Genomic DNA, 13,069 nt, shown 5'->3' with positions numbered 1-13,069 from the left:
ATTCGAGGGAGCGGGACGCGGACGTGCGGCCGGATAGTGTCGTCGGGCACGGCAGCCGAGTCCGCCGTCGTGATCACGGAAGAGGCGCCCATGGCCACCCCCGGCACCCCCAGCACCCCCATCAGGCCCAGCAGCCCGACGAGCATCGCGAGCACGGCAGCGTGAGCGTCGGGAGCATCGCCGAGCTGCGCGCCGCACTCGCCGTCGGCGCCGTCTCGGCCGTCGAGGTCGCCGAGGATCGGCTCGCCGCGGTCGCCGCGCAGTCGGGCACGGTCGTGGCGTGGGACGAGGAGGCGGTCCTCCGCGACGCCGCCTCGGTCGACGAGCGCCGGCGGCGCGGGGAGCCGCTCGGGCCGCTCGCGGGGGTCCCGGTCACGGTGAAGGACTCGTTCGCGGTCGCCGGCCTCGACGGCAGCGTCGGCACGGCCGAGAGCCTGCACCGCTCCGTCGCGGACGCGCCGGCGGTCGCCGCGATGCGGGCCGCCGACGCCGTGATCCTCGGCAAGACGAGCGTGCCGCCGTTCCTCGACTCGTTCGACACCGCCAGCGACGTGCACGGGCGGGCGGTGAACCCGTGGGGCGCCGGCCTGACCGCGGGCGGCTCCTCCGGCGGGTCCGCCGCGGCGGTCGCGGCGGGTTTGTCCTGGGGGGACCTCGGCAGCGACCTGTCCGGCTCGATCCGGGTGCCGGCCGCGTGGAACGGCGTCTGCGGGCACCGGCCGAGCAGCGGAGTGATCTCCAAGCGCGGCCACCTGCCCTGGCCGGTCGGCACCCGGCTCGAGCCCTCCGCCTCCGCCGCCGGGCCGATCGCCCGCAGCGCCGACGACACCGCGGCGCTCTTCGCGGTGCTCGCCGGGTCGGTCTCCTCCGGCCCGTGGCGGCTCGCGCTGCCCGAGCCGCGGTTCTCCCGGCTGAACGAACTGACCGTGGGCCTGTGGCTCACGGAGGAGAGCGCGCCGGTCGACGACGAGACGACGGCGGCGCTCGCCGCTCTCGCCGAGCGACTGCGCGCCGCCGGCGCGACGGTGGTCGACCTCGGGCCGTCCGTGCTCGGCACCGCGCAGGCCGAGGCGCTCTTCGACCGGCTCATCCTGCACGAGATCAGCTACCCCGGCGGCCCCGGCGCTCCTGTGGCGCAGGTCTGGGCCGACTGGGACGAGCAGCTGCGGCTGCGCGAGGAGTGGGAGCGGGACATCGCCGCGGTGGACGTCGTGCTCGCGCCGGTGGTGCCGTTCGCGGCGCCCGCGTTCCCGCTCGCCGAGGCCGACCGCCGGGTGATCGGCCGCTGGAGCTGCCTGGCGAACCTGGCGATGGGCCCGTCGACGGTGCTCCCGATCGGTCTCGGCGCGACCTCGGGCCTGCCGCTCGCGGCGCAGCTGATCGGCGCGCACGGCGAGGACCTCGCGACCCTCGGCGCGGCCCGGCTGCTGGCCGCCGAGGGCCTGGTGCCGCAGACGCTGCGGGCGCCTGAGACGGCCTGACACGCCGTCCCGACACGGAGAGGCGGTCGGCCTCCGCGAGATGCCACTTGTGAGCCCGACACGCCGAGGAATCACCTCATAAGTGGCATCTCGCGGGGGGCGGGGGGCGTCAGCGCCCCAGCACCCGCGCGTACACGCGGAGGTAGTCGTCGACCATCCGCTCGACGGCGAAGCGGCGGACGGCCGTCTCGCGGACCAGCGCGCGGTCGAGCCGGCGGGCGCGCGGCACCGCGGCGACCGCCTCCGCCGCGGACTCGACGACGAAGCCGCTGACGCCCTCGTCGACGATCTCGGGCATCGAGCCGCGCCGGTACGCGATCACGGGGGTGCCGCAGGCCATCGCCTCGACCACCGAGAGGCCGAACGGCTCGTCGAAGCCGATCGGGTGCAGCAGCGCGAGCGCCGAGCCGAGCAGCGCGGCGCGGTCGGCCGGCCCGACGGAGCCCGCGTAGACCACCCGGTCGCCGTCGATGTGCGGCTCGACCTCCTCGCGCCAGTAGCGCTCGTCCTGCACGATGCCCGCGATCACGAGGCGCAGGCCCGCGCCCGCCGCGATGCGGATCGCCTCCGCCGTGCCCTTGTCGGGGTGGATGCGGCCGAGGACCACCAGGTCCTGACCGCCGGCCGCCGAGAACGGCAGCTCCGACAGGTCGATCCCGTGGTGCACCGTCGCGACGTAGTCGAGCTCGGGCGAGCGGTCGCTCTCCGAGATCGAGACCAGGTTCGCGGTCAGGGGGTGCCGCAGCGCCTCGCGGTACGCGGGCAGGATGCCCGGGCCGGAGAAGCCGTGCACCGTCGTCACCAGCGGCACCGGCCACTGCGCAGCGAGCGCGAGCGGCAGCCAGTCGAGGTGGTTGTGCACGAGGTCGAACTCCCGCGAGCGGGCGAGCGCGTGCGCGATGTGCAGCGACTCCTGCACCCGCCCGTCGGCACCGGACTCGGCGTAGCCCTCCGGCACGACGCTCGAGAGCCGGCCGGCGGTCGCGGAGTCGCCGGTCGCGAGCAGCGTCACGTCCACCCCGCGGCGCACCAGGCCCTCGGTGAGCAGGCTCGCCACCCGCTCCCACGGCCCGTAGTGCCGCGGCGGGGTGCGCCAGGCGACGGGCGCGAGCATCCCGACGCGCAGGCCGCGCAGGACAGGCGGGACAGGCGTGCCCGTCACGCCGCGGCCGCCTGCGCGAGCTCCGCGCGGCGGACGACGAGCGACGTGTGCAGGGCGGCGATGGTCGACTCCGCGCCGCGGTTCTCGTTGCGGCCCGTCGGGGTCAGTCCGTCGTAGCCGGCGCCGGTGAGCGGGTCGATCATCACGGTCCCGGAGTCGTTCACCCCGCGGAACCAGGCCCAGCACGCGGCCAGGCCGTCGCGCCAGAGCGGGTCCTCCTCGATCGTCAGCGCGCGGGCGCAGGCGGCCGCGAGCGCCGCGACCTCGATCGGCTGCTGGTCGAAGAGCGCGCCGGTCTCGCCGGGGCCGCGGCCCGCGACTCCGCAGACCGACAGGCCGTTCTCGCCGGACTCGAGCGCGAGCAGGAACGCCAGCTGGTGGAAGCCGCGGGTGAGCAGCACGGGGTCGCCGAGCGCCGCGCCGGCCGCGAGCAGCGCCTCCGGGACGCAGCCGTTCGCGTAGCGCAGCCGCGGCTCCGGCCAGGGCCAGTCGGCCTCGGCGGCATCGTGCAGCAGCGCGGAGCCGTCCGCGACGAGCTGCGCGGCCGCGGCGTTCTCGGGATGCGCCGCGAGCACCTCGACCGCGCCGAGCACGGCGGAGGTCATCGCGCGCAGGTGCGGCGAGCGCCGGGCGGCGAGGCGCAGGAACAGCCGCGACCCGCGGTGCCGGGTCAGGGGCAGCTCCGCCCGCGCCGCGACGACGCCGGCGGCCCAGACGGCGCGGCCCCACCAGTCGCCGAGCGACGGCTCCTCCGGCGAGTCGCCCTCGGCCGAGACCCGGTTGCGCACCGCGCCGTCGGCGGCGGTCGCCCGCTCGAGGAAGCGCAGGTACTGCTCGGTCAGCCGCCTCGTCACCTCGGACTGCTCCGGCTCCTGCACGACCACGATCAGCGCGCGCGCCACGTCGTCGACGCAGTAGCCGTGCTCGCGGCGAGGCACGTCGAGCAGCGCGTGCTCGAAGAGCCCGCCGGCGTCGGTCAGCGCGTCGAGGTGGGAGTAGGGGAGCGCGGGCGAGAGGACCTGCGCAGGCGTCACGCCGCCCGCTCCACCCGGAGGCGCTCGACCAGGTCCAGGTAGCGGCCGGCCGCGGCGGGCCAGGACAGGGTGCTGCCGGACAGCACGTCGAGATCGGGCGCGGCGACCGTGGTGCCGGCGAGCACTTCGCGCAGGGCGTCGGCCATCGCAGCGGGGTCCTCGTGCGCGACGGTGCGGCCGCGGTTCCCGGTCAGCAGCTCGAGCGCGTGCGGGAACGCGGTCGCGACGACGGGGCGGCCGGCGGCGAGCGCCTCCACCAGCACGCCGGAGGTGACCTGGTTGCGGGAGTCGTAGGGGAGCAGCACCGCGTCGGCCTGCGCGACCGCGGCGGCGAGCTGGGCCGGGTCGAGGTAGCGGCCGTCGAGGACGACCTGCTTCTCCAGCCCGAGCTCGGCGACGAGCGCGGCGAGCGACTCGCGGTACGCCTCCCCGTGCGAGGCGACGACCTTGGGGTGGGTCTGCCCGAACACCGTGTAGCGGGCGTCGACCCCCGCGTCGCGCAGGAGCGCCGTGGCGCGGATCCCCCACTCGATGCCCTTGCCGGGGCCGATCAGGCCCCAGGTGATGATCTGCGGGGTCGCGCTCGAGTCGGCGGCAGCGGCGGTGCGCTCGGCGCCGCCCGTCCAGACCGGCACGCCGTGGGCGATGACGCCGACCTTGCGGGTGTCGACGGAGTAGCGGCGCTCGAGGATCTCGGCGGCGACGGCGGTCATCACCACGACCGCGTCGGCGAGGGCGGCGACGCGCTCCAGCACCGAGCGCTGCGTGTCGCTGGGCGTCTCGAGGACGGTGTGCAGCACGACGATCGCCGGGACCGTGAGCTGCTCCATCAGCGCGAGGACCTCGTCGCCGTCGGGGCCGCCGAAGATGCCGTACTCGTGCTGGATCACGGCGACGTCGGTGCGGCTGAGCTCGGCCGCGGCGTCCGCGATGCTCGCCGCATCGCCCGCGACCAGCTCGGCGACGACACTCCGGCCGACGGCCGAGCCGGGGACGGCGAGCTCGTCCATCACCCGGACGGTGCGGATCGTCGCGCCGTGCTCCGCCGTCAGGGCGTCGCCGAGCGACTGGGCGAAGGTGGCGAGGCCGCAGCGGGTCGGCGGGAAGGTCGAGAGCATCCCGATCGTCGTGCCGCCGCCGTGGGCGAAGGGGAGGTGCTGCGTGGGGGGAAGGGGGTGCGCCATGCTGACTCCAGCCGCGGTCGTGCGGCGCCGGGGGAGCGACCGCGAACGGGCGAGGCGACTGCCGGCCGGCACCCCTCGCGGGATCATCGCAGCCTGCGGATCCGGTCCATCGCCGGCGGACCGGTTCTGAGTGACGTCACCCTAGAGGGGGCGGATGAACATTCGGGGGCGACTTCGTTCTCCGGCCATCGAGATGCCGCTTGTGCACACTTCTCACGGCGTGTCGTGCTCATAAGTGGCATCTCGCGGCGGGGATCAGATGCGGGGGAGCGTCAGGGCGGCGGCCACCAGGGCCGCGCAGAGGAGGGCGACGGCCGCCAGGGCGGCGCCGACGCCCAGGGGTGCGGCCAGCAGAGGGGTCGCCAGGACCGCGAGGGAGGCGGGTACGACGAGGGCCGCGCGGAGCGGGCGGCGCTCGCCGAGCGGCAGGTGCACCGCCCACAGCGTCAGCAGGTACGCGGCCACCGGCACGGCGACCGCGCCGCCGACCACGGTGTCGCTCGCCTCCAGGTGCCCGGCCGTCGCCGCGACCGCCACCTCGAGCCCGGCTCCCAGCCCGCCGAGCGCCGCGAAGATCACGAAGTGCGCGTACCCCCAGGCGAAGGAGAGGCCGCGCCGCCGTTCGAGCAGCTCGCCCGAGGGATGCAGGAACGACAGCCACCAGAGCGCGAAGACGATCACCAGCGCGCAGGCCGCGACGAGCACGAGCGCGGAGCTCACGCCCGACTCCGTCACCGCCTGCTGCACTCCGGTCACGGCCGCGAGCACGCCCTCGCCGAGCAGGATGATCGTGAACAGCCCGTAGCGCTCGGCGATGTGGTGCGGATGCCAGCTCGACTCGCCCGCGCGCAGCGCCCAGAGCGGCACCGCCAGCTCGAGCGCCGCCAGCACGACGAAGCTCACCACCCCGTACTGCTCCGGCAGCAGGAGCCGCAGCAGCCAGCCGACCTGCACGATCGAGAACCCGCCGGCGCTGCGCAGCGCCGAGACCCGCTGCTCCGGCGACGACACCGCGACCCGCAGCCACTGGCTCACCAGAGCGAACCGCATGATCGCGTAGCCGACCGTGATCGCCGTGAAGTCGCCCTCCTCGAACGCCGTCGGCACGCCCGCCGCGAGCACGAGCACGCCGCCCATCTGCGCGAGCGTGAGCAGCCGGTAGGGCACGTCGTCGGTGTCGTAGCCGGAGGCGAACCAGGTGAAGTTCATCCAGGCCCACCAGATCGCGAAGAACACCATCGCGAAGGGGAGGACCGTCTCGCCGAGGTGCCCCTCCTCCGTCGCGTGCGCGAGCTGCGCGGCGATCTGCGCGATCGCGACGACGAAGGTCAGGTCCACGAGCAGCTCGAGCGGCGACGACACCCGGTGCGGCTCGTCGACGGCGCGCGGGCGCATCCGGACGCGGAGGAGGGTCATGCGCTCATCCTGCACCCGCGCCGCGTCGCCGCTGGAGCCGGACGGCAGACGTCCCGCGACGTGTGACCGATGCGAGGACAGCGCTCGATCCTGCGAGAACGTTCATTCTCCATGCTCTTGCATCAACCTCGGCGGGACCGTACGGTGATCACCAAGCAACCCGATGCTGATTGATCTGCTGCGTGCCGACAGTGCTCACCCGAGAGCAGGCACGTCCCCTCTTCATCACCCTCCTCCGGCGACCCGAATCGCCTGCGGAGTGGCTTCGGCGCGCCTCCCTACCCCCCCCCCGAAGCACCCGAAGACTGAGGATCCTGGCCTTGACCGCGCACTCCGCGGGCGTCCTGCCCGCTGAGCCGCCGACCCCTGCGCGGAACACCCCGCCGCGCACGGCCGACGAGCTCACCACACCCCTGCCCGCCCCCTTCACCACCCGCTCCGCCGCCTCGACCGAGGCGATGCCGATCGGCTACGCCCCGACCCGCGAGCGGTCCTGGGCGCGCACTCCGGCCCGCACCGCGCCGGCCGCCCCCGCGGCGCCGGCCGCCCCGCCGGTCCGCGAGGGACGCCACACCTCGAAGCCCGTCGGCCGCCTGGTCGCCGTCCTCCCCGCGCACGACGAGGAGGAGGGGATCGCCGCCGCGATCCTCGGCCTGCAGACCCAGACGTCGCCGCCGGACCGGATCGTCGTCGTCACCGACAACTGCACCGACCGCACCGCCGAGATCGCGCTCGCGCACGGCGCCGAGGTCTACGCCACGACCGGCAACACGGCCAAGAAGGCCGGCGCCCTGAACCAGTTCCTCGAGGTCCTGCTGCTCGAGCTCGAGGACGAGGACCTCGTCCTGGTGCAGGACGCCGACTCCGCGCTCGACCCGGACTTCCTCGCGATCGCCCGCCTGAAGATCGGCATCGCGCGGATCGGCGCCGTCGGCGGGGTCTTCCGCGGCACGCCCGGGGGAGGGCTCGTCGGCCACCTCCAGCGCAACGAGTACGCCCGCTACGCCCGCGACGTCCGCCGTCTGAACGGCAAGTGCCTCGTCGTCACCGGGACGGCCGCGGTGCTGCGCGGCGCGCTGCTGCGCGAGATCAGCCGCGCCCGGCGCGACGGGCGCATCCCCGCCGGCGACGGTCGCGGCGGCATCTACGACACGACGGTCCTGACCGAGGACAACGAGCTCACCTTCGCGATCAAGCACCTCGGCTACGAGGTGCTGAGCCCGGCGGGCTGCACGCTCGTCACCGAGATCATGCCGACCTGGCGCGAGCTCTGGAACCAGCGGCTGCGCTGGAAGCGCGGCGCCGTCGAGAACTGCGTTCAGTACGGCCTCACCCGCGTCACCTGGCCCTACTGGGGTCGCCAGCTGCTGACCATGGCCGGCTGCTTCGTGACCTACGTCTACCTCGCGACCGTCGTGTACGCGCTGGTGATGGGCGGGCTCTCGATCCAGCCGTTCTGGCTCGCCGTCACCCTGATCTTCGTCGTCGAGCGCGTCGTCACCGTCCGCGACCGGGGCTGGAAGCACATGCTGCTCGCCGGCCTGATGTACGAGCTGTTCCTCGATCTGTTCCTGCAGATCGTCCACACCAAGGCCTACCTGGACGCGCTGACACGACGTCAGCGCGCCTGGTGATCGAAGGAGAAACCCATGTACAACAACCTCTCGTCCTCCGCCGGAGCCGGACTGGGCGCCGGAGCGCTCGCCGCCACCGGTTTCGACTCGCTCTGGTGGGGGCTCGCGGCGTTCGCGCTCATCGCCGCCGGCACCGCGGTGATGCGCATCGTGCCCCGACGTCGCGGGGAGCACAGCTGACGCGCGGTCGCCCGGATCAGCGCACGACGGCGGCGGTCGCCGCGGAGGTGCGCACGGCGCTCGTCCAGCCGGTCTTGGTGCCGGTGACCGAGACGGTGATCCGGGTCCCGACCACCGAGGTCGTCGGGACGTAGGTCGCCGCCGTCGCACCGGAGATCGCGGTCCCGTCCGCCCGCCACTGGTACTTCACGGCGACCGGGGCCGGTCCCCAGGTCCCCGTCTTCGCGGTGAGGGTCGAGCCGACCTTCGCCGTCCCCGTGATCGTCGGAGTCGGCGCGGTCAGCGTCCCCTTCGCCACGACCGCGGTGGGCGGCGCGGTGCGGCTCTCCGCCGGGTAGCCGGCCTTCGTGCCCGTGACCGTGACGGAGATCCGCTTGCCGACGGTGCCGCTCGTCGGCGTGTAGGCCGCGGCGGTCGCTCCGCTCAGGGCGACGCCGTCGGCGCTCCACTGGTAGGCGAGCGCGACCGGCGCGGGCGTCCAGGCGCCCGGCTGCACCGTGAGGGTCGAGCCGACCTTCGGCGTCCCCTGGATCGACGGAGTCGGAGCGCCGAGTGCCGCCGGTGCCTCGGACCGGTAGACGGCCACATGGTCGACGCTCATCGTGCCGCCCGAGGACTTCGGGGTGCTCGCGCTGTCGCAGCCGCACACCCCGTTCGGCAGGCCCCCGCCGATGGCGAGGTTCAGGATGAGGAAGTAGTCGTTGCCGATGGCCGCGCTCCACGCCTCCGCGCTCAGGCCGGCCTGCTCGACGGTGTGCCGCACCTCGCCGTCGACCAGGAACTGCAGCCGCTCCTGCCCTGCGACGCGCCGGTCGACCAGGGCGGAGTAGGTGTGGAAGGCGGTCAGGCAGCCCGCGCAGTCCTGCAGGCCGCTCGTGAGACCGTACGGCTCGTCGCACTCGCCCGCGTCGACGAGGTCGCAGTGGAAGGTCTGGATGACCTGCGAGGTCCCGTTGACCGCCTCGAGGATGTCGATCTCGCCCGTCCGCGGCCAGTCGATCGCGCCGTTCTCGTCCAGACCGAGCGCCCAGAACGCCGGCCAGTAGCCGGTCGCCTGCACGGGGTTCGGCTGGCGGATCGACGCGGTCATCAGCAGCTGGCCGCCCGCCGGAGCGGAGAAGGACGTGTCGCGCGTGATGATGCGGCCCGACGTCCAGGCCCCCGCCTGATCCCTCAGTGCGCGGACGGCGAGGTTCCCGGCGCCGTCGAGGAACACGTTGGCCGTCGAGTCGGTGGTGCGGTCGACGGCGCCCGTGCCCCAGGTGCCGAGCTCGTGGATCCACGCCGGACCGACGGGACTGCCCGCGGCGCCGTCGAAGTCGTCCGCGAAGACCGTCGTCCAGCCCTCCGCAGCGGCCGGAGCGGCCAGGGCCACGGCGGCGGCGGGTGCTGCGCTCTCCGCGGCGTCGGCCGACCCGCCGATCGCGCCCAGGAGCGGCATCGCCACGGCGAGCGCCGCCAGCGCGGCGAGGCCGGTCATGATGCGGCGCACGGCGACCTCCAGGGGATCGGTGGAGCGAGGTGGTCCCGATCGCGCCGGTCGTCAGGCTAGGAGCGGGGGTCCCGCGCGAGTCCCTCCCGCGGCGGGGGACAAGGACGGAAGGAATCCTCGCGTTCCGCCCCGCCTACGATGGTCCGGATGACGATCGACCAGGCGACCGCCACGACCCGGCGCGGAACGACCCGGCGCGGGACGACTCCGCCCGGGAGCGACCGCGTCGTCCTCGCCCGCCGCATCGGCCTCGGCCTCGCGCTCGTCGCGGCCGCCGCGCTCCTCCGCGTCCTCTCGCCCGACGCTGCCGGCGACGTGCTCTCCGACGCCGTCCGCGACTTCCTCACCCTGGCGATCAGCGTCGTCATCGAGTCGCTGCCGTTCGTCTTCCTCGGCATCGTGCTCTCGATCGCCGTGCAGCTCTGGGTGCCGGAGGCGGTGCTGCTGAGGATCCTGCCGAAGCGCGCCCTGCCGCGCCGCCTGGTGATCTCGCTGCTCGGCGTGCTGCTGCCGGTCTGCGAGTGCGGCAACGTGCCGCTCGCGCGCGGTTTGATCGTGAAGGGGCTGTCCGTCTCGGAGTCGATGACGTTCCTGCTCGCGGCGCCGATCGTGAACCCGATCACCATCGTCACGACCTATCAGGCCTTCGGCTGGGCCGACGGGATCCTGATCTGGCGCATCGTCGGCGGCTTCGTCATCGCGAACCTGGTCGGCTGGATCTTCAGCCGGCACACCGACCCGATGGCGCTGCTGACCCCGCGGTTCCGCGCGGCCTGCGAGGCGGGCGAGCGCCCCTCCCGCACGGTCCGCGCCAAGGCCCGCCGCAGCGTGCTGCTCTTCGCCGAGGAGACCGGCGCGATGCTGCCTGCGCTGTTCGTCGGCGCGGCGATCGCCGGGCTGATCCAGGTCGGCGTCTCGCGCGACGTGCTGACCACCCTCGGCGGCGACCCGCTCTGGTCGGTCCTCGCGCTGATGGTCCTCGCCTTCGTGATCTCGATCTGCTCCAACGTCGACGCGTTCTTCGTGCTCTCCTTCGGCTCGACGTTCCTGCCCGGCGGCATCATCGCGTTCCTCGTCTTCGGCCCGATGATCGACATCAAGATGCTCGCGCTGCTGCGCACCACCTTCTCCGCGCGCACGCTCGTGCGGATCACCGCGCTGGTCGGCCTCTGCGCCGCGGTCCTCGGCCTGGCGGTGAACCATGCGCTCTGAACGTCTGCTGGCCCGCTGGAAGGGCGTCGTCCTCAGCCTGATCGGCGTCGTCTCGACGCTCTGGCTCGCGGCGACCGGACGCCTCGGCCTCTACATCCACCCCCGCTACTTCGAGTTCTCGGTGATCCTCGCGGCGGTCGCGGCGGTGCTGCTGCTCTGCGCCTTCGCGATCGTGCCGGGGGCGGAGGAGGACGACGGGCACGAGGAGGACCACCTGCACGAGCACGCCCCGCGCCGCCGCTGGCGCGCCGGTCTCGCCGCGCTCGGCAGCCTCGCGGTGATCGCCTGCGCCGCCGTCGCGCTGCTCGTCGTGCCGCCCGCCGCGCTGACCGCCTCGACCGCAACTCAGCGCGAGGTCAACACCAGCGCCGTCGACGCCTCGGTCACCGCGCAGGCCCCCACCGGCGACACCGCGTCCTTCACCGTGCGCGACTGGGCGACGCTGCTGCGCCAGGGCGCGAGCGAGCAGTTCCTGGCCGGCCGCACCGCGACGGTCAGCGGCTTCGTCACCCCCGACGTGAGCGACCCCGAGAACGTCTTCTACGTCGCCCGCTTCATCGTCACCTGCTGCGCCGTCGACGCGCAGCCGGTCGGCGTGCCGATCCACCAGCCGGGCTGGGCCGACACGTACACCGAGGGCGAGTGGCTGGAGGTGACCGGCGGCTTCGGCGCCAACCCGAGCGTCACCAGCGCCGAGGCGGTCGTCCTCGAGCCCGACGTCGTGACGCCGATCGACGAGCCGGCGATGCCGTATGTCTACTGAGCGCCGTGCTTCTCATGAGCGCCGCGGCGGGGAGCGCAGCTTCTCCCGCGTCTTCTGGACCGCCACCGCCGTCCTCGTCCTCGCCGTCGGCGGCCTGACCGCCGCCACGATCGGCAAGGGCCCGCGCGTCGCCTCGCTCGAGGTCAGCACCTCGGGCGTCGTCGAGCGCGACGGCGGCCGCGCCCGCGTCCACCTCGACCAGGCGATCGAGCCCGACGCCCTCGACCGCGTCCGCGTCACTCCGGAGACCCCGCACACCGCTGAGCTCGAGGGCGGCGTGCTCACCGTCACCTTCGACGACACGCTCCGCTACGCCACCGAGTACGAGATCGCGATCGACGGCGCGCAGGGCACCGCGACCGGCGCCGAGTCCGACCTCTCCGCCGCCTTCACCACGAAGGACCCCGACCTCTACACCCTCGACCGCACCGCCGAGGACCCCGCCCAGCCCGACGCGATCCGCGTGCGCCCGCTCTCCGGCGGCGACACCCGCGTCCTCTACACCGCCGACCGGATCCAGGACTACGCCGTCGTCGGCCCGGTGCTCGTCGTCGTGACGCTCGAGCCCGACGACACGACCCTGATCCGCACGCTCACCCTCGACACCGGCTCGGAGGGCGTCATCCCGCTGCCCGGCCCCGGTGTCGTCCGCGAGCTGCACGCGTCGCCCGAGAAGGGCGTGCTCGGCTGGACCTTCACCGGCTCCGCGCCCACCGGCCCGCTCGACCGCGCGCTCTACGCCTACGACCTCACCGACCAGAAGGCGGAGGCCGTGCCGATCACCGGCATCGACGGCGGGCCGCTGCGCGCGACCGACTGGATGTTCGTGCCCGGCACCACCTCCGTCGTCACCCACTCGCTCGACGACACCGTGCTGCTCGTCGACCTGCTGACCCCCGGCACCATCAGCCCCCTCGGCCAGCACGCCGAGCTGCGCGGCTTCGTCCCCGGCGCGAACCGCCTGGTCGTCGCCGACCCCGACTCCGGCTCCGTCATCGACCTCGCCGACGGCTCCGTCGAGACCCTCGCCCTGCCGCCCGCCGACGTCGGCCCGACCACCTCGCCCGTGCAGCTGCTGCTCCTGGACTCCGACAGCTACCTCGAGCTCGAGGCCGACTACTCGCCCGAGACCGGCACCGCCCAGTACTCCGTCGTCCGCGTCGACGCGAGCGGCACCACCGAGATCTTCCGCACCTCGCCCACCGGCCGGATCCGCGGCCTCTGCCTCTCGCCCAACGGCCAGTTCGCCGCCGTCGAGGCCGTCTCCGCGGAGGGCGTCCCCGACGACTACCCCGACGTCCCCGGCTTCAGCGCCACCTCGACCGTCCTCGTCGACCTCGGCACCGGCGACACCTCCCGCAGCGTCAACGGCGTCTCCCGCGACTGGTGCGCCTAGCCCCCGCAGGGCTGCCCTCCATGCTGGTCGACCAGCCCCGCAGGGCTGCCCTTCATGCTGGTCGAGTAGCCCCGAAGGGGCGTATCGAGACCCACCCTCGTCAGTAGGCCGGGTC

At 74.1% G+C, this 13,069-nt stretch carries 11 protein-coding genes; 6 read left to right on the top strand and 5 right to left on the bottom strand.

Features of this window, described 5'->3' with window-relative positions:
• Positions 1–161 precede the first annotated feature (161 nt).
• A complete protein-coding gene (locus HRK28_RS07860; protein ID WP_173250920.1) occupies positions 162–1,481 on the top strand; it encodes an amidase family protein in 1,320 nt (439 codons plus the stop codon).
• 109 nt (positions 1,482–1,590) lie between these two features.
• On the opposite strand, the gene HRK28_RS07855 is transcribed toward HRK28_RS07860, so the two are convergent.
• From HRK28_RS07855 to HRK28_RS07840, 4 genes are all read right to left on the bottom strand, one after another.
• The gene (locus HRK28_RS07855) at positions 1,591–2,643 is read right to left on the bottom strand and encodes a glycosyltransferase family 4 protein (RefSeq protein ID WP_367948359.1); all 1,053 of its coding nucleotides are present in this window, start codon (positions 2,641–2,643) and stop codon (positions 1,591–1,593) included.
• Complete coding sequence (locus HRK28_RS07850; protein ID WP_160086730.1) at positions 2,640–3,677, bottom strand: glycosyltransferase; 1,038 nt, start codon at positions 3,675–3,677, stop codon at positions 2,640–2,642. The genes HRK28_RS07855 and HRK28_RS07850 overlap by 4 nt, the downstream gene beginning before the upstream one ends.
• Positions 3,674–4,861, bottom strand: a complete 1,188-nt coding sequence (locus HRK28_RS07845) for a glycosyltransferase (RefSeq protein ID WP_173250919.1) — start codon at positions 4,859–4,861, stop codon at positions 3,674–3,676. Before HRK28_RS07845 ends, HRK28_RS07850 begins: the two co-directional genes overlap by 4 nt.
• 255 nt (positions 4,862–5,116) lie before the next feature.
• Positions 5,117–6,277 carry a low temperature requirement protein A gene (locus tag HRK28_RS07840; protein ID WP_217274412.1) on the bottom strand — a complete coding sequence of 387 codons (1,161 nt, stop codon included), beginning with the start codon at positions 6,275–6,277 and terminating at the stop codon, positions 5,117–5,119.
• 320 nt (positions 6,278–6,597) lie between these two features.
• On the opposite strand from HRK28_RS07840, the gene HRK28_RS07835 reads away from it, so the two are divergent.
• Entirely contained in the window at positions 6,598–7,911 is a 1,314-nt protein-coding gene (locus HRK28_RS07835) for a glycosyltransferase family 2 protein (protein ID WP_244231744.1), read from the top strand.
• 15 nt (positions 7,912–7,926) lie between these two features.
• Entirely contained in the window at positions 7,927–8,091 is a 165-nt protein-coding gene (locus HRK28_RS07830; protein ID WP_164874589.1) for a hypothetical protein, read from the top strand.
• Positions 8,092–8,107: 16 nt separating this feature from the next.
• Here the strand turns inward: HRK28_RS07830 and HRK28_RS07825 are convergent, their stop codons facing one another.
• Positions 8,108–9,583, bottom strand: coding sequence for a family 16 glycosylhydrolase (locus tag HRK28_RS07825; protein WP_160086736.1), 1,476 nt, complete (start codon positions 9,581–9,583; stop codon positions 8,108–8,110).
• A 147-nt stretch (positions 9,584–9,730) separates the two neighbouring features.
• On the opposite strand from HRK28_RS07825, the gene HRK28_RS07820 reads away from it, so the two are divergent.
• Genes HRK28_RS07820 through HRK28_RS07810 form a run of 3 tightly spaced genes read left to right on the top strand, consistent with a single transcriptional unit; the run spans position 9,731 to position 12,954 of the window.
• Positions 9,731–10,795, top strand: coding sequence for a permease (locus HRK28_RS07820; protein WP_173250918.1), 1,065 nt, complete (start codon positions 9,731–9,733; stop codon positions 10,793–10,795).
• Positions 10,785–11,558 (top strand): TIGR03943 family protein, encoded by a 774-nt coding sequence (locus HRK28_RS07815; protein WP_173250917.1) that lies wholly within the window; start codon positions 10,785–10,787, stop codon positions 11,556–11,558. Before HRK28_RS07820 ends, HRK28_RS07815 begins: the two co-directional genes overlap by 11 nt.
• A complete protein-coding gene (locus HRK28_RS07810; RefSeq protein ID WP_173250916.1) occupies positions 11,548–12,954 on the top strand; it encodes a hypothetical protein in 1,407 nt (468 codons plus the stop codon). Before HRK28_RS07815 ends, HRK28_RS07810 begins: the two co-directional genes overlap by 11 nt.
• Positions 12,955–13,069: the final 115 nt, after the last annotated feature.

This window comes from Rathayibacter sp. VKM Ac-2835 (assembly GCF_013266705.1).
In the GTDB taxonomy this organism is placed as follows: domain Bacteria; phylum Actinomycetota; class Actinomycetes; order Actinomycetales; family Microbacteriaceae; genus Rathayibacter.
Note: the sequence above shows the minus strand (reverse complement) of the source record. Positions and strands in the feature narration are given on the sequence as shown.